The sequence below is a fragment of the Streptomyces sp. CG4 genome (genome assembly GCF_041080655.1).
Lineage (GTDB): Bacteria > Actinomycetota > Actinomycetes > Streptomycetales > Streptomycetaceae > Streptomyces.
Genome location: NZ_CP163525.1, coordinates 8,728,444 through 8,743,482, shown reverse-complemented (window position 1 = coordinate 8,743,482; position 15,039 = coordinate 8,728,444). Strand labels below are relative to the sequence as shown.

The window sequence follows — 15,039 nt, the reverse complement described above, 5'->3', positions numbered from 1 at the left end:
AGCTGTCTCTGTCCAGAGCACGCGGTTGCGCGGCCGGACTGGGCACCGGCAGCTCGGTCCCCTCGCCCGTGATCTTCCGGACGACCCCGTGGAAGCGTCGCGCCGTAGACCGGGACGGACGTGCCTACATTTCGGCTGGATCGCTCGCGGTCCTCCGCGTGCAGACGTGATGGATCCTCTTCTCCGGGTTGTACGGACTTCGGGAAAAGAAGAGTCGTGCGCGCCCCGTCGGCCCGCTCATGCATGAAGTCAGCTGCAGACTGGGCCGGTTCGACGGAGCGGGGGCGAGAGTGACCAGGGCCCGGAAACCGTCGGCGCGTCGTGGGAAGGGCCAGGGTGTCGGTTTTCGCCTTCTCCGGCGGAAGCGGAGATGTATGCCGCCGCACCCCTCTCGCACAGCCGTGCCCGCCCGTGTACGCGGCCGGCACCCGCGGGGCCCGGCGCGGGATGGCTGGCCTGCCCCTGCGGAGATCCCGTGACGGAAGCAGGCCAGAGCCCCACGACACCTCTTCCATGACCATCAGCTGGACGTCCTGTGCGCGCCCCTCCAGCTCGGTCCACCGGTCTTGAGACGGCCCGGTGCTTGTCGAATGTCCGGGGTCCCTCGCCGCGGAGCGCCCGGCCTTTCGAAGGCGACGTCGTCTTGGCCTCTTGTGCCACCAATCCTCACGCCCTGCTGCTGCCGTCATGTCACTGGGCGACCGGCCGCCCAGTGACATGACCGCCATGGTCTGGCCTCACTCTCGGATGGTGACCAGCTTCTGACCGTTGCCTGCGAGAATCTCGAAGTGCTCGATGGCTCCCGGAGCCATGGCGACCGCTCCTGGGATCGTGGTGCCGGGAGGGTACTCGCCTGCCCGCCAGGTAGCGCCGTCCGTCCTGGCCCCGCCGGGCCCGACCGCCTGCAGTCGACAGGTGATTCCGGCGGGTGCCCCTCCTGCGGAGATCTGCAGGACACTGCCCCAGGCAGAGGGCGAGACCTTCACCGAGGCGGAGACGCCGGTGGTGGGATCGCTCCCGGAGAAGGTGCGCCAGACGGTCGGCGCGGTCGGCCCGGGCGGCCTCGCCTGACTGCCCACGGATCCGATGGCCGCCAGCCATGTGCCACCGGCCGCTGCCGCGATGAACGTCAGCGAGACTGCAGCGCCGGCCAGTTGCAGACGCCAAGACCTGCGGCGCCTGGCCGCAGCCTGCTGGAGCAGCCTCTCCAGCACACCCCCCTCTGGGGTCTTCGACACCGCGGGCGCGGCGGGCCGTTCGGGCAGCGGGGAGCCCTGCGCGCTTTCGGCTGCCCGTACCATCAGTCGGTCGGTCAGGTCCGTTTCGGCCGCCGGCACCGTCTGGCCCGAGGCTTCGGCTTCGGTCACCGTCGCCAGCAGCGCAGGCAATCCCGCCAGCTGGGCGTGTTCGGCCCGGCATTCGGTGCATGCCGCGAGGTGGATGCGCACCTGTTCCATTTCCGCCGAGGGCAGCGTGCCCAAGACGTAACCTCCCAGCGTCAGCCGGAGGGCGTCGTGCTCCGCACTCATGGTCGCCGCCTCCTGCCCGCCACGGTCATGGCTCGATCCCCCGTTCCTGCAGCGCCAGCCGCAGGGCGTGCAGGGCGTAGTACGTCCGCGACTTCACTGTGCCCAGCGGGACGCCCAGCACCTGTGCGGCCTCCGCCATGGTCCGGCCCCGGTAGTAGGTCTCCAGCAGGACGGCGCGGTGGTCCGGGGACAGTGACCGGACGGCTTCGGCAACCGCCCAGCTCTGCAGTGCCTGCTCGATCTCGTCCTTGCCCGGTTTCTGCTCGGCGGCTCGCTCCAGCGCATCGCCGCCGGCCTCGGCCGGCCTGGACTGCCGGGCCCGGTGGGCGTCGATGACCAGGTGTCGAGCGACCGTACACAGCCATGCCCGGGCCGGGCCGCGTGCGGGGTCGAACGCGGCGGGATGCTGCCACGCTCGCAGCAGTGTCTCCTGTACCACGTCCTCTGCCCATTGCCAGTCTCCTGAGGTCAGTCGCAGCACGTAGTGGAACAGGGCTCCTGAGTGCTCCGCGTACAGCGTGCGCAGCAGTTCCTCATCCGCGGTCGAAAGGGTCCCTCTATCAGAGACACGGTGCGCGGAGCGATCCGGATCGGTCCTTGAACCACGTTTTCGGGAACTCCAGGGCATACCACGATCATCAGGTATATGCGCCGCTTTGTCCTGCACGAACAGCTCGGCACGGGTCACGCACTGTGAGTGCTGCAGGTGGTACGCCCTTGCGGCGTTACGACCTCGCCATGGTCAAGCATGCGCGGGTCCGGACCGACTGAACTGCAGCGATCCCATGAAGTCCCACAAAAGGTGCGTATCCATCGAACCGCAGGAGCCATGCCGTCCGTGGAGGCGAACAAGAACCGGCTTACGCGCAACTCCTCATCGCTTCCCCTGCGGCAAGGGGTGGAACAGGGGTGACCGAAATGCACCACGCGACGCACACGCTCTCGCCCGGCCCGGCTCCCCCGCCCCCGTGCATCGAAGCCGGTGCCACTCTGCAGCCCCGACCGATGTCCAGCACACAGCACGCCGATGGCGCTACGCACAGTGATCGGCGGCTGCGCGGCGACCGGGGCAGAGCTCCATCCGGGCCAGTGTGCCCATCACCCGTATGGGCGACGCCGACCTGCCCCGAGTCGCTCGCGGCTGCCTGCTCGGGCGAACTGCCGCGTGCCGCCTTCATCTTCGTGGCGTGGCAGGGCGGATGCGCAGCGCGGAGCACCTCGAGGCGGGCAGCCGGCACGGGGTGGCACCCAGGCTCGCTCGCCGGGTCCGTGAGGGACGCGTGCCCGTGAACGCGGCATCCACCACATCCCTGCGGTTGCGTGCGCCCGAGCCGGCGCAGTTCCCGTCTCCGCCTGATCAGTGAGGAACGCACACCATGTACGTGAACCTTCGCCCACCAACTCGGCGATCCCGTGCTGCGGCCGGGCTGGCCGTCGCCACCATCGCCACCGCCGGTGCGCTGGGGCTCCTCAGCTCATGCGGCCCGTCGTTGCATCCCTCGTCCTCCGGAGCCGGCGCCATCACGCCCGGTCCGGGTCAGCACCAGACCCCCGGGATGCCCGGTGCCACGGGGTCGGGGAAAGCGGCGGGCTCCGCTCCCGGCGCCTCCCCGATGCCCAGCATGAGCATGCCCATGAGCACCTCGAGCACGGGCGCGGCGGCCGCGCCGATGACCGGGAATGCCGTCGCGATCAAGAACTTCGCATTCTCTCCGGCCACGCTGCAGGTCAAAGCGGGCACGACGGTGACCTGGACCAACCAGGACACCGACGCCCACACCGTCACCAGCGCCGGAACGGGCGGCCCGTTGCATTCCGCCGCCCTGGCCACCCACGCCACCTACAGCTACACGTTCACCAAGCCCGGCACCTACGCCTACATCTGCACCATCCATCCGTTCATGACCGCCACCGTGGAGGTGACCCGATGACCGACTACTACGACCGTTACGACGGAGCACCGGCCGACGACGCCGGCCAGCCCGACACGGAACACGGTATGACCCGGCGTCAACTCATGCGTCACGCCGGATGGTTCGGCGGCGCGGTGGTGCTGACCGTGGCCAGCGGAGAGGTGATCAGCCACATCGCGGACTCCCGGGACACCAACGCCGGGGCTGCCGCCGGGGCCGTCGCAGCGGGAAGCGGCGCGCTGCGGTTCGTGCAGGTCTCCGACAGCCATATCGGGTTCCAGGGCCCGGCGAACACGGACGTGGCCGGCTCATTCACCGAAGCGATCAACCAGGTCAACTCACTCGGATTCAGACCGGACTTCGTCATGCACAGCGGCGACCTGACCCACCTGTCCACGGCCGGGCAGTTCGACCAGGTCAAGCAGATGATGACCGGAATGAAGACAGACCGCGTCTTCACGGTACCGGGCGAACACGACTCCATCGGCGATGCAGGCCGCGCCTACCGGCGGACCTTCGGCATGGGCACGCTCGGTGACGGCTGGTACAGCTTCGACACCCACGGCGTGCACTTCATCGCCCTGGTCAACACCCTGAGCCTGGAGAAACTCGGGCACCTCGGCAACGCGCAGATCGACTTCGTACGCAAAGACCTGGCGGGACTGTCATCGGACACCCCCGTCGTGGTCTTCAGTCACATCCCGCTGTTCGCCATGTACCCGAAGTGGGGCTGGAGCACCGACGACGCCCTCAAAGTCATCGCACTCCTGCGCCGCTTCTCCTCCGTCACCTGTCTCAACGGGCACGTCCACCAGTTGTTCACCAAGACGGAGGGCAACATCACGTTCCACTCCGCCACCACCACCGCCTACCCGCTGCCCAAGCCGGGCCGCGCCCCCGCCCCCACGCCCCAGGTCGTCCCCGCCCGGCAACTCAAGGACGCACTCGGCATCCGCAGCGTCGGCTACCGCCAAGGCGACCGCGAACTGGCCATCAAGGACCAGAGGCTGGCATGAACACTCAAAGATTCCTCGTCCCCACCCTGCGGGCGGCGACCGCCGCAACCCTCGCCGCGGGCGGATACATACACGCCCAGCTCTACATCGACGGGTACCGCTTCATCCACATCATTGGCCCCCTGTTCCTGCTCCAGGCCAGCGCATCCTTCGCCCTCGCTGCCCTGCTGCTGATCGGGACACCACCCCCGCTGCTGAGGATCTCCGAGGCAGGCGTCGCGCTCGGCGCCCTCGGCGGCTTCACCGCTTCGCGCACCGTTGGCGTGTTCGGATTCACCGAGCGCGGCCTGCAACCGGCACCACAAGCCGTCCTCAGCCTCCTCGCCGAAACCGGAACGCTGCTGCTCCTCGCCATCTGGCAAGTGAGCGCGACCAGACAACGCCGCGCTGCCCGACGGGCCGTCAGTACACCCATCCGGAACCGATACATCACCCGCACACCACCCAACTGAACCACCACCACGACGGGTCACGTCCGCTGGAGTGGTGTGCTGACGGCCACTCGGTGATCTCGTTTCGAGGCTATGCGGTCCTACCTTGTTCCTGGGCTGGAGGGGCCATCGTAAGGTCCAGAGACTCAGAGGCACTGGGTATGGCTTCTATGCGGTTGCCCTCGATGGTTCTACTCACCTGGCTGCCCGGTGTCTCACGACGACTCGGCCGCTGATCAGGAGCTGCGACCGCCTTCGGGTGGATCGCTGAGTAGGACCGCGCCGGCGAGGTCGTCCGGGAGAACAGCGCATCGAGCGACCGGAGGAACTGGTGGTCCAGATCTGGGCGGGTACGGACATCGGCAAGACCCATCACCATTGCGTGGTTCTGAACGCGGAGGGCGAACGACTGCTGTCGCGGCGTGTCCTGAACGACGAGCCGGAGCTGCTGGCCCTGCTCGCCGACGTACTTGCCCTCGATGTGGATGTGGTCTTGGCGGTCGACGTCGCCGATGGCATGGCCGCCTTGTGGATCAGCGTGCTGCTCAACCACGGCCAGCGCCTCGTCTACATGCCCGGCCTGGCCGTCAACCGGGCCTCGGCCGGCTACCGGGGCATGGGCAAGACCGACGCCAAGAACGCCACCGTCATCGCCGATCAGACATCCGCCCGGATGCGTCGCGACCTGACGGTCCTGCGGTCGGACGACGAACAAGCCATCGCGGGCGAAGGCGGTGGCCCGATGTCAGTCCCGCTTCATCAGCGCGCGCAGTCCCTCGGTGTCGACGAGGTGGGCGCGGGAGGGAAACACCTTGTCCAGCAGGATGCGGTGGACGTCTTGGTCGCGGTCGGCGACGCCGTCGGTCAGGACGTACACGCGGTAGTCGCGGTCGGCGGCGTCGATAAGTGTGGACAGGACGACGCCGCTGGTGCTGATGCCGGCCAGGATCAGCGTGTCGATGCCGCGGGAGGAGAGCTGCTCGTAGAGATCGGTGGTGGAGCCGGCCCCGTAGCGGATCTTGCGGACGACGATGTCGCCGTCCTCGGGGGTCAGGCGGTCGTGGATCCGGGTGATGCCGTCCTCGTGATGCATACCGCGGGCCGCGGCTACCGCGCTGAACGACTTGTTCGTTTCGGGAATCGCCGCCCAGTCCTCCTCGGTGAAGGCGACGCGGACGTGGCCGATGGTGCCGCCCGCGGCGCGGAAGTCGGCGATTGCATCTGCGACCCGGTCGACGAGCGCGTCAGCGTCGGGAGCGAGAGGAACGATGCCGTTCTGAAAGTCCATGGCCAGCAGTGCGGTCCGCTTGGCTATCGGGGCGGGGAGGATGGGGGTGGTCATGTGTGGTGCTCCTTGCGGATGTTGAGCCGGGGTTCGGGAAGGGGCGTGTCGGTCAGGATGTTGTGACGCGGCGCATGAGGCGGCGGTCGAGCACGGTCAGGAGGAGGACGGCGACACCCGCCACCACCAGGACGAGGCCGAGGGAATGCAGACCCTGGTCACTTGCGCCGTCGCGGAAGACGATGCCGCCGATCACGGACGACGTGATGGTGCCGAGGTAGCCGAAGGTGCGGAACAGGCCGGAGGCGGTGCCGATCTGGTCGGCGGGCGCCGCTTGATAGAGCGCTGTCTGGTTGCCGACGGTCGTGGTCGCGCTGGTGACGCCGAAGACGAGCGAGACCAGCACGAGCGCGATGACCGGGCTGCCGGAGTCGAGCAGCATGATGCCGGCCGATCCGAGCAGCATGCTCAGTGCGGAGGCGATCACCGGTCCACGGACCAGGTTGCGGCGGGCGAGTGGCCGGGAGAGCAGGGCGGAAACGGCTCCCATCGGCAGCAGCATCAGGCCCGTCTCCAGAGTGGACAGACCGTAGGCGGCTTCCATCCACTGGGTCAGGCCGAACATCATCGAGTAGACGCCGAGCAGAGTGAGGGCCTGGCGCAGGTAGGTGCGGGCCAGGGCACCGTTGGAGGCCAGGCCCCGCAGGTCGAAGAAGGGCGCAGAGCGGCGCAACTCCCACCAGGCGGTGAAGGCCGCGGCCACGAGGAAGACAATCAGAGCAGCCCACGTGACGTGTGGCAGGGGCATCAGGAAGACGACCAGAGAAGTCATCGTGGTGGCGAAGCCGATGATGCCGAACAGGTCGATTCGCGCGGCGATCTGACGCAATCCGCTCTGCGCGGCCTCGCGCTGCGGGTCCTTGGGCAGCCGCAGGGCCATCACCAAGGCGATCAGCGTGACCGGGATGTTGATGAGGAAGGCCCAGCGCCAGCCGGCCGCTCCCACGAGGAGTCCGCCGATGGGCGGACCGATCGCTGCGGTGGCCATGCCGGCGATGGCGAGCCCGCCGAGCACCCCGCCCGGTGGCTGGTCCAGTCCGGCCTGTTCGGCGCGGCGCCGGATCATGACCATGGCGCAGGGAAACGCGGCCGATGTGCCCAGCCCGATCAGCACGCGGGCGACCGTGAGCATCGCCAGATTCTGGCCCGGACTGCCGATGACACCGCCGAGCAGCACGAGCACGATCCCGGCGAGGAAGACACGCCGGGCGCCGAGGACCTCGGCGAGCTTGCCGGCTGTCGGTTGGGCAACAGCGCTGGCGAGGTAGAGGGAGGAGACCAGTACGGCCGTGGCGCCCACCGCCACGTTCAGCTCGGTCGCGATGGGGACGAGCGCTGTGGCGATGATGGAGCTGTTGATCGGGTTGAGACTGGCACCCACGTACAGCGGCGTGGTGAAGGCCCACGTAAAGGGATTACGGATGGCACCGGTCGATATCGAGTCGACCTCGGCAGTGCCGGCTCTCATATGGCGGCCTCGTTCAAGTCGGCGTCGGCGAGCCGCTCGAGCAGCTCGATCGCCTTGTCCATGTCCTTGCGTTCGTGCGGAGCGACGACCTGGTCGATGGCGCGTGCCAGATAGGCGGCGCGCCCCGTGAGCAGCTTGTCGATCAGCTCCGTCGCGGAGTCGTCGGCGCTCATCAGCTTTTTGCGGCCGTCTTTCGGGTCCGCCTCGCTATGCACCAGGCCCGCGGCCTTCAGTACGGCGAGGCTTTGGGCGATGGCCTGCCCGCTGACGTGTTCGATCGACGAGAGTCGGGCGGCGGTGACCGGGCCCTCGCGGACCACGCTCGCCAGCACGCCGAGCTGTGTGGCGCTCAGCCCGGTCGCATGCTGGCCCGACTCCGTACGCATCCGCGCACGAAGCCGCTTGATCGCGTCGTTCAGGCGCTGTGCGGTCGCGGTCGACTCCTGCGACTCGGGGCTCTTGTTCATGCCTCCACCATAAAACTACCCAAGTAACTTGTCAAAGTTACTTGGGTAGTTTTATGTGCTGCTTCGATCGCCACAAGGCAGGAGGTCGTTCACCTGCCAGCCGAACGACCGAGGAGGGGCACCAGGCGGGGCTCCGTGGCGGCTCTCGTAGGCATCCACCGAGGGGGAGCGACTCACTCGCCATGCAGCGGATCGACATCGATGTCCGCCTAGGCTGGCCACCGGTGGCCAGCCTCCCTGTTCGCCGGGGGGCCAGGCGCCGAGGCGTCCGCTTCGGAGGATCCTCAGTTGCCCGTCTGCTGCATAGCGCTGATGTCGTACCCGGTGAGCAGCGCGGTGAGGATGCCAGTCAGACGGAGTTCGACGTCGCCGATGAAGTGGGACAGTTGCGTGCCAGGCCATGGCTCCCAGCGCAGGTGGAGACGGGGCGTCCGGCTGGCGTGACACGGCCACGACGCCGTCACCCGGCTTCCCGAGGTCGCCCACACCCAGCATGTCGCCAACGTGGCCAACGTCAGCAGCTACGTCACCATAGAGACGCTCCCCGCCGGAATCCCGTGATCCTGCGGCAGACGTGATCAGAAGGAGTGTTCATGCCCCACAACGTTGCCGACCTGATGCGCCGCAACCTCCTCGATGTGTTCAACGAGCCGGATCCGGAGCGGCGCAGCGCGGCCATCGCCCAGACCTACGCCGAGGACGTCGTGTGGCACGAACCCGACCGTGTCGTCCACGGCCGCGCGGCCCTCGCCGAGCGTGCGACGGAGCTGCGTGCGCAGGCCCCGGACTGGACCTTCCGCGCCGATGGCCCCGTCTCCGTCACCGACGACCTCGGCCACCTGGGCTTCCGGTACGGTCCGGCCGACCAACCGCCCGTGGTCACCGGGATGGACATCGCCCACTGCAAGGACGGTGTCATCATCGAGCTATACACCCTTGTCACCGGATCCCCTCAGCCCTCCTGAATGCGCCTGTCAGTCCTGGGAGCACAGTGCCATCATCAGAGGGACGGGCACGGAAGTCGTCCGGCCGGTGGGCTCCAGCTCGCCCGTCTCGGGGTCGACGGCGAACTGGGCGATGTTGTCGGCCGTGCTGTTGTTGACGTAGAGCGGTCGTCCGCCGGGGTCGATGACGAAGTTGGTCGGGCCGCTCACGCCCTGGCCGGTGTGACCGACGGCGGAGAGCGTCCCGGTGGGCCGGTCGATCCGGTAGCCGGTGATGGTCTGTGAGCCGCGGTTGGAGGCGTAGCGGAAGTCACCCGACGGGTGGACGGCGATCTCGGCGCCGCTGGGCGGGCCCGGGTAGCCGGGTGGTGCGGTCGCGACGATCTGCAGGATCTCCTGGACCGTCCCCGTCGTGGCGTCGTAGGCGAACACCGTGATGGTCGCGTCGAGTTCGCCGATCACGTGCAGAGTGCTGGCGTCGTCGGTGAAGGCGAGGTGGCGGGGTCCGGTGCCGGGCGGCAGGGGCGCCCGGCTGACCGGTTCGAGGCGGCCGTCCGTGAGCCGGAGGATCCGTACCTGGTCGATGCCGAGATCGGCGGTGGTGAGGAACCGGCCGCCCGGGTCGAAGACGACGGCGTGCGGGTGCGCCGAGTCCTGGCGTGGGTGCGGCCCGCTGCCGGTGTTCTGCAGCGTGCCGCTCACGGGACCGAGCCGCCCGTCCTCGCCAACGGGGAGCACGACGTACGCGCCGCCGTAGTAGTTCGCCACCACCACATGGCGTCCGTCCGGAGCGATCGCGAGATGGGCGCAGCCGCTGTCGTGCAGCGACACCCGGTTGAGGAAGTCCAGGGTGCCGGTGCCCGGATCGATGGCGAAGGCGTCCACCGCGCCGACGCGTCCCGTCTCGCCGTCCTCCAGCGAGTAACAGGCATACAGGAAGCGACGGGACGGGGCGCACCTCGGCCGTGGCGGACGGTTCCCGCTCGGGCGGCAGCCACTCGGAGCGCAGCCTGCCGGCTGGCTCGTTCCACGGCTTTGCCCAGGTTCTGCCACGTGGTAGCGGTCCGCACACTGCTGCGCCCGCGGAGCACCACGGCGGGCGCCGTCACCGAACTTTGCCCAGGTTCTGCCACGTGGTAGCGGTCCGCACACTGCTGCGCCCGCGGAGCACCACGGCGGGCGCCGTCACCGAACGAGGACCCGCGATCCCTGCAGATCGCCTCGGCTCCGGGATGGGACTGCAGCCAGGCGGCCAGCGTGTCGCCGATGTAGTCGTCCAGGACGTCAACGACCCGGTGGCTCTCGACGTCGACCAGCACAGTGCCGTAGCGGTGCGACCGCTTCAGGGCGAACTCGTCAACCCCCAGGATGCGCGGGCACTCCACGACCGGTTCAGGCAGCGCGAGTACGAGGGACAGCAGGGTCACCCGGCTGACCACGACGTTCAGCATCCTCAGCAGCCGGGCCCCGGCACTGCCGGCCAGAGCCAGCCCGACCGCCTGCGACATCCCCAGTAGCAGAGAGGTGTAACGGCCGTACCGGATGGTCATTCCGTCGACCTGCTCGGCGAACGTACGGCGTCGGCATTCCCGAGTGTCACAGAACAAGCGCCGCACCGTCAGCTCGATCACCACCGGTCTGCCGCCCACCGCGGCATCGGCCAGGTGCCGCTGGTGCCGGCTGTGGACTCGTCCGGATGTCGTCCCGCAGTCCGGGCACGGCAGCGAGGAGTCGTCGCGGGTCCGGGCCGTGACACGCAACCCCCCGCTCTCCACGACCACTTGCTCCACCAGCACCTTCTACCAGGTGCGGAAACACCATTCCGAGCAGGTCCTCACACACTGCGGACGATGGCACTGCCGTGACGGTCTGTCACCTCGTCACGAAAATCTTGCGAGACCCGATTCAAGTGGCCGTCGCTGCGGTTACGCAGAGTAGCCGGGGCCCATTCGCGTCGAGCTCCCGATGCTGGCGTAACGCAGCGGGCAAGTCTCATCCCGAGTGGGGGCTCTCAGCGAGCTGCGATGCCCTGGCCTTGGTAGATCTCGTCGTAGTAGTGGATCACCAGTGGGCGGGTGAGCATGGCCTCGAAGGTAGCGGTGAAGCCGTGCTCCGTGCGCCAGGTGAGGTAGTCGGTGTAGTTGTGTGCCTCGGTCCATTGGGTCAGGCCGGTCACGTGGTCGGGGTCGTTCTGGTCGCGCAGGATGCGGATGTCTTCGCAGCCCTCGTGTTCAAGGCTCTCGCCCAGGATGTCCAACAGCAGCTTCGCGACGTCGTCGCCGCGGCCGGTTTGGGCGAACAGCTCGGCGGTGACCAGTGCGCTCATGGGATGTTCCTTCCACGAATGGCGACGGACTCGGCCCGGTACCGGCGAGCGTGCGGCCCGAGCACCGCGCGGAGGCGGGGGCAGCCATCGCCGGGGAGCCGCCCTCAGTAGGGAGAGGGCTGGTTGTGCACGATGACCAGCGAGGTGATCTTGCCGTCGGCGACCGTGAGGTAGTTGGTGAGCACCAGTTCGTCGGGCAGGTTCGTCTTGTCGTATTCGCCGTCGTAGCGCGCCCGCACGACCATTAGGTTGCCGTGACGCGCGAACTCCGTGACCTTCATCGTGACCTTGTCACCGACGATCTCGCGGTCCAGCCAGGCTCGGATCGAGGCGGGATCGGCGAACTCGCGGCTCGCGTCGTTGACCACGGCGTCGTCGGCGAAGGTCGCCAGGACGGCGTCCACGTCGAAGGCGTTGACCGCCTCGATATAGGCGGCGACAACATCGGGCAGAGCTGTGGCCTGGGTATTGGTGTTCATGGGAAGTCTCCTCGTAAGGCCTCGGCGCTGTGCGGCGCCTACCGCCGACCCTGGGGCCTACCTGTACGGGAGGGTCAACCGGAGATCGTCCGCTGGACCCTCCAGTTGGGGGAGGGTTGACACTGGTGCCATGCACACGGGCATGACGGTCGGCGAGTTCTCCCGCGCGACCCATCTGAGCGTCAAGACGCTGCGGCACTACCACGACGTCGCGCTGCTCACGCCGGCCGATGTGGACCCGGTAACCGGCTATCGGTACTACTCCCCGGACCAGGTGCCCACCGCTCAGGTGATCGTGCGCCTGCGGAACCTGGACATGCCGGTGGCGGACGTGAAGGCGGTGCTGACCGCCGAGGACGTGAGCACCCGCAACCAGCTGATCGCCGCGCATCTCGCGCGCCTGGAGAACCGGCTCGCGCAGGCGCAGAGCGCCGTCGAATCGCTGCGCGACCTACTGGCCCGGCCCGTGCATGGGTCGACCGTCGAGTACCGCACAGTCCGTGACCAGGCGGCCATCGGGATCCGCGAGGTCATCGACCGCCAGGACCTCGCGGGCTGGTGGCAGGGGGCGCTGGGCGAGCTGCACGGCTTCACCACCGCCCGCAGACTGCGCACCACCGGCCCGATGGGCGGTCTCTTCGCGAATGAGCTGCTTGAGGACGAGCACGGGGAGGCGCTGGTGTTCGTCCCGTTCGACGGTGAAGTTCGCCCGGTCGGCCGGATCGACGCCGTGGTCGTGCCCGGCGCGGAACTCGCGGTCGCGGTTCACCGCGGGACTCTGCAGACCATAGATCTCACCTACGGCGACCTGGGCACCCATGCCGCGCGCCACGAGATCAGTGTTGACGGCCCGCTGCGCGAGTTCTATCTGCGCAGCCCCCTCGATGTGACCGTCGAGGACGAGTTGGTCACCGAGGTCGGCTGGCCCATCTTCCGCGCGAGCAGCTAGCCGGGCCGTTCGGACGGTACCGACACGGCGTCCTGCTCGCATGAGGCCGTCACCGACGGTCACCTCGTCACGAAAATCTTGCGAGACCCAATCTCAGCTGGCCACTACTGACTTTGTTGGAGCAAGGCGCCGGCGAGCCACTCGGGCGGTTGTGGCCTCGCCCGCTGTGGCTGTCCGCCCTGCGGCACCGTCATGTGATCTGATCACCGCCTTGATGGCGATGCAACGGCTTCTTGCACGCCCCAGACCCGCCTGATCTCCAGCGATCACGTGTTCGTGCGCGGAGCGCAACCACGAACTGCACGTGATGTGGCGCTACGCCGGAGGTGACAGCATGTGTACACAGGCACCGCCTGCCAATGCGGCAGGTCTGACTCTGTTGCAGCAGTCATGTTGCGTGGCGCTCGGCTTCGCTGCGACTGCCGATCTTGCTTTGGTCACCCCTCCCCCACCGCTGGGAGCGGCTTCACCGCAAGACTGCCAGGAGACGAGTTACATGATCGCGATTCATCTCGTTCAGTTCGGGGAGCCTGAGCAGAGCCTGAAGGTGGTCGACGTTCCCGAGCCACCGGCTCCCGCCGCCGGCCAGGCGCTGATCCAGGTCGAGTACGCCCCCCTCGACCACCACGACCTGCTCTTGGCGAAGGGCGTCTATCCGGTCCGCCCGGTACTGCCGAGCGTCATCGGCAATGAGGGTGCCGGCACGGTCCTGGCCGTGGGCGCGGACATCACCGACGTCCGCCCCGGCGACACGGTCCTGCTTCCCTTCGGCACCTTCGCCTGGTCCGAGCAGGTCCTGGCGGAGGCCGCGAAGCTGACGGTCGTCGACAAGGCCATCAGCCTCGACCAGGCCGCGATGCTCACGATTAATCCCATCACCGGAGCGCTCCTTGTGGAGTCGCGCGACCTGCCCGCCGGCTCGTGGGTGGTGCAGAACGCGGCGAACAGTGGGGTCGGCCGTTCCGTCATCGCTTTCGCCAAGGAGCGCGGGCTTCGCACGATCAACATCGTCCGCCGAGAGAAGCTGGTCACCGAGATCGAAGAACTGGGCGCTGACATCGTGCTCGTCGATCATCCGGACGTGGCCGCACGGGTGCGTGCGATCATCGGCGACGATCCGGTGCTGCTGGGACTCGACGGCGTCAGCGGAGAGGCCACCTCACTGCTGCTGGACGTGTTGGCCGAGGGTGCCCTGCTGGTGATCTACGGCTACATGAGTGGCGAGCCCTTCGCCCCCGATCAGGACATGTTGCGGACCAAGAACATCACCACAACGGAGTTCTGGATGTATGACGACGAGTATCTGCCCCGTCATCCGGCCCTGAGCGCAGAGTCCGCGCAACTGGTCGCCGATGGCAGGCTGACGTTGCCCTCCGCTCCCGTCTACAAGGCCAGGGACTTCGCCAAGGCCCTTGCGTACCTGCACGACAACGGCAAAGTCCTTTTGGACTTCAACCCCCAGCGCGCGTAGCGGCCGATGAACGAAAGTGCACACGAGCCGGTGTCGGGCAACCGAATGGTCTTTGCACACGATCAAGGAACAGCACCATGACCCCACACAACATCATTGGCGTACTCGGTGCAGGAGAGGTGGGCCAGGCGGTCGCCGACCAGGCCGTCCGCCACGGCCATGAGGTGGTCATCGGCAACAGCCGGGGCCCCTATACCCTCCAAGCCCTCGTGACCAAGCTGGGGCGGATGGCCCGCGCAGCGACGGCCGAGGAAGCGGCCGAGCCGGGGCTCGTGTTCCTCTCGGTGCCGTTCTTCGCCGTGCCGAAACTGACCGGCCTCACCGACTGGTCCGGAAAGATCGTCGTCGACACGACCAATCAGTTCGCTGCGGCCAACCCCTGGCGGGGCAGGTACGACGTCGGTGACCTCACGGGCAGCGAGTGGGTCGCCGAGCACCTACCCGGAGCCCGGGTCGTGAAGGCTCTCAACACCCTGTTCGCCCCCTTCATCGCTGCGGACCCCCGGCATGCCGAAGGCCGGCAAGTGGCCTTCTACGCGGGTGACGACACCGATGCAAAGGCAACCGTAGCCGGATTGCTCTGCGAATTCGGCTTCGCCGCCCTGGACCTCGGCGGCCTGCGTGAGGGCGGGCGACTGATGCAGTTGGACGGAGCGCTCAGCGCGAGGCACTTGCTGCTGCAGGACGTCGGCTGACGCCGCCGC

The 15,039-nt window shown here is 68.0% G+C and carries 15 protein-coding genes and 2 pseudogenes; 8 read left to right on the top strand and 9 right to left on the bottom strand.

All coding sequences use genetic code 11. The features are described from left to right. Window positions 1-737: 737 nt before the first annotated feature. Both AB5L52_RS40330 and AB5L52_RS40325 read right to left on the bottom strand, forming a co-directional pair. Window positions 738-1,529 carry a zf-HC2 domain-containing protein gene (locus AB5L52_RS40330; protein ID WP_351562516.1) on the bottom strand — a complete coding sequence of 264 codons (792 nt, stop codon included), beginning with the start codon at window positions 1,527-1,529 and terminating at the stop codon, window positions 738-740. 25 nt (window positions 1,530-1,554) lie between these two features. Next, window positions 1,555-2,157: a sigma-70 family RNA polymerase sigma factor gene (locus tag AB5L52_RS40325; RefSeq protein WP_369369048.1), complete on the bottom strand. Its 603-nt coding sequence runs from the start codon at window positions 2,155-2,157 to the stop codon at window positions 1,555-1,557. A gap of 1,006 nt (window positions 2,158-3,163) precedes the next feature. Here AB5L52_RS40325 and AB5L52_RS40320 point away from each other — a divergent pair. The 4 genes and pseudogenes from AB5L52_RS40320 to AB5L52_RS40305 form a co-directional block, all read left to right on the top strand. Continuing rightward, window positions 3,164-3,460 (top strand): plastocyanin/azurin family copper-binding protein, encoded by a 297-nt coding sequence (locus AB5L52_RS40320; RefSeq protein WP_351562520.1) that lies wholly within the window; start codon window positions 3,164-3,166, stop codon window positions 3,458-3,460. After that, the gene (locus tag AB5L52_RS40315) at window positions 3,457-4,458 is read left to right on the top strand and encodes a metallophosphoesterase (RefSeq protein WP_369368185.1); all 1,002 of its coding nucleotides are present in this window, start codon (window positions 3,457-3,459) and stop codon (window positions 4,456-4,458) included. Before AB5L52_RS40320 ends, AB5L52_RS40315 begins: the two co-directional genes overlap by 4 nt. Then, complete coding sequence (locus tag AB5L52_RS40310; RefSeq protein ID WP_369368184.1) at window positions 4,455-4,910, top strand: hypothetical protein; 456 nt, start codon at window positions 4,455-4,457, stop codon at window positions 4,908-4,910. The genes AB5L52_RS40315 and AB5L52_RS40310 overlap by 4 nt, the downstream gene beginning before the upstream one ends. A 310-nt stretch (window positions 4,911-5,220) precedes the next feature. Further along, a pseudogene (locus tag AB5L52_RS40305) lies at window positions 5,221-5,610 on the top strand (transposase); the annotation flags it as partial. Between the two features lie 24 nt (window positions 5,611-5,634). On the opposite strand, the gene AB5L52_RS40300 reads toward AB5L52_RS40305, so the two are convergent. The 3 genes from AB5L52_RS40300 to AB5L52_RS40290 are packed head-to-tail and all read right to left on the bottom strand — an operon-like array spanning window position 5,635 to window position 8,166. Further along, on the bottom strand, window positions 5,635-6,231 hold the full coding sequence (locus tag AB5L52_RS40300; protein ID WP_351562526.1) for a cysteine hydrolase: 597 nt from the start codon (window positions 6,229-6,231) through the stop codon (window positions 5,635-5,637). 52 nt (window positions 6,232-6,283) lie between these two features. Beyond that, entirely contained in the window at window positions 6,284-7,699 is a 1,416-nt protein-coding gene (locus tag AB5L52_RS40295; protein WP_369368183.1) for an MFS transporter, read from the bottom strand. Beyond that, entirely contained in the window at window positions 7,696-8,166 is a 471-nt protein-coding gene (locus AB5L52_RS40290) for a MarR family winged helix-turn-helix transcriptional regulator (RefSeq protein WP_369368182.1), read from the bottom strand. Before AB5L52_RS40290 ends, AB5L52_RS40295 begins: the two co-directional genes overlap by 4 nt. Window positions 8,167-8,759: 593 nt before the next feature. Between AB5L52_RS40290 and AB5L52_RS40285 the strand changes: the two genes are divergently transcribed. Then, window positions 8,760-9,131 (top strand): nuclear transport factor 2 family protein, encoded by a 372-nt coding sequence (locus tag AB5L52_RS40285; protein ID WP_351623434.1) that lies wholly within the window; start codon window positions 8,760-8,762, stop codon window positions 9,129-9,131. Between the two features lie 9 nt (window positions 9,132-9,140). On the opposite strand, the gene AB5L52_RS40280 is transcribed toward AB5L52_RS40285, so the two are convergent. The 4 genes and pseudogenes from AB5L52_RS40280 to AB5L52_RS40265 all read right to left on the bottom strand — a co-directional run bounded on the left by AB5L52_RS40280 (window position 9,141) and on the right by AB5L52_RS40265 (window position 11,915). Next, the gene (locus AB5L52_RS40280; RefSeq protein ID WP_369369047.1) at window positions 9,141-10,163 is read right to left on the bottom strand and encodes a lactonase family protein; all 1,023 of its coding nucleotides are present in this window, start codon (window positions 10,161-10,163) and stop codon (window positions 9,141-9,143) included. A 71-nt stretch (window positions 10,164-10,234) separates the two neighbouring features. After that, window positions 10,235-10,885, bottom strand: a pseudogene (locus AB5L52_RS40275) (ISL3 family transposase); the annotation flags it as partial. A 236-nt stretch (window positions 10,886-11,121) separates the two neighbouring features. Continuing rightward, window positions 11,122-11,436, bottom strand: coding sequence for a putative quinol monooxygenase (locus tag AB5L52_RS40270; protein ID WP_369368181.1), 315 nt, complete (start codon window positions 11,434-11,436; stop codon window positions 11,122-11,124). Between the two features lie 104 nt (window positions 11,437-11,540). Then, complete coding sequence (locus AB5L52_RS40265; RefSeq protein WP_351608091.1) at window positions 11,541-11,915, bottom strand: nuclear transport factor 2 family protein; 375 nt, start codon at window positions 11,913-11,915, stop codon at window positions 11,541-11,543. 130 nt (window positions 11,916-12,045) lie between these two features. On the opposite strand from AB5L52_RS40265, the gene AB5L52_RS40260 reads away from it, so the two are divergent. The 3 genes from AB5L52_RS40260 to AB5L52_RS40250 all read left to right on the top strand — a co-directional run bounded on the left by AB5L52_RS40260 (window position 12,046) and on the right by AB5L52_RS40250 (window position 15,030). After that, window positions 12,046-12,864 (top strand): MerR family transcriptional regulator, encoded by an 819-nt coding sequence (locus AB5L52_RS40260; RefSeq protein ID WP_351562540.1) that lies wholly within the window; start codon window positions 12,046-12,048, stop codon window positions 12,862-12,864. Window positions 12,865-13,198: 334 nt separating this feature from the next. Further along, the gene (locus tag AB5L52_RS40255; RefSeq protein ID WP_351562542.1) at window positions 13,199-14,335 is read left to right on the top strand and encodes a zinc-dependent alcohol dehydrogenase family protein; all 1,137 of its coding nucleotides are present in this window, start codon (window positions 13,199-13,201) and stop codon (window positions 14,333-14,335) included. Window positions 14,336-14,412: 77 nt separating this feature from the next. After that, window positions 14,413-15,030 carry an NAD(P)-binding domain-containing protein gene (locus AB5L52_RS40250; protein WP_351764984.1) on the top strand — a complete coding sequence of 206 codons (618 nt, stop codon included), beginning with the start codon at window positions 14,413-14,415 and terminating at the stop codon, window positions 15,028-15,030. Window positions 15,031-15,039: the final 9 nt, after the last annotated feature.

Coding starts and splice junctions, on each gene's coding strand:
- AB5L52_RS40330 (WP_351562516.1), bottom strand. CDS start 1,529: ATGAGTGCGGAGCACGACGCCCTCCGGCTGACGCTGGGAGGTTACGTC.
- AB5L52_RS40325 (WP_369369048.1), bottom strand. CDS start 2,157: ATGCCCTGGAGTTCCCGAAAACGTGGTTCAAGGACCGATCCGGATCGC.
- AB5L52_RS40320 (WP_351562520.1), top strand. CDS start 3,164: ATGAGCACCTCGAGCACGGGCGCGGCGGCCGCGCCGATGACCGGGAAT.
- AB5L52_RS40315 (WP_369368185.1), top strand. CDS start 3,457: ATGACCGACTACTACGACCGTTACGACGGAGCACCGGCCGACGACGCC.
- AB5L52_RS40310 (WP_369368184.1), top strand. CDS start 4,455: ATGAACACTCAAAGATTCCTCGTCCCCACCCTGCGGGCGGCGACCGCC.
- AB5L52_RS40300 (WP_351562526.1), bottom strand. CDS start 6,231: ATGACCACCCCCATCCTCCCCGCCCCGATAGCCAAGCGGACCGCACTG.
- AB5L52_RS40295 (WP_369368183.1), bottom strand. CDS start 7,699: ATGAGAGCCGGCACTGCCGAGGTCGACTCGATATCGACCGGTGCCATC.
- AB5L52_RS40290 (WP_369368182.1), bottom strand. CDS start 8,166: ATGAACAAGAGCCCCGAGTCGCAGGAGTCGACCGCGACCGCACAGCGC.
- AB5L52_RS40285 (WP_351623434.1), top strand. CDS start 8,760: ATGCCCCACAACGTTGCCGACCTGATGCGCCGCAACCTCCTCGATGTG.
- AB5L52_RS40270 (WP_369368181.1), bottom strand. CDS start 11,436: ATGAGCGCACTGGTCACCGCCGAGCTGTTCGCCCAAACCGGCCGCGGC.
- AB5L52_RS40265 (WP_351608091.1), bottom strand. CDS start 11,915: ATGAACACCAATACCCAGGCCACAGCTCTGCCCGATGTTGTCGCCGCC.
- AB5L52_RS40260 (WP_351562540.1), top strand. CDS start 12,046: ATGCACACGGGCATGACGGTCGGCGAGTTCTCCCGCGCGACCCATCTG.
- AB5L52_RS40255 (WP_351562542.1), top strand. CDS start 13,199: ATGTGTACACAGGCACCGCCTGCCAATGCGGCAGGTCTGACTCTGTTG.
- AB5L52_RS40250 (WP_351764984.1), top strand. CDS start 14,413: ATGACCCCACACAACATCATTGGCGTACTCGGTGCAGGAGAGGTGGGC.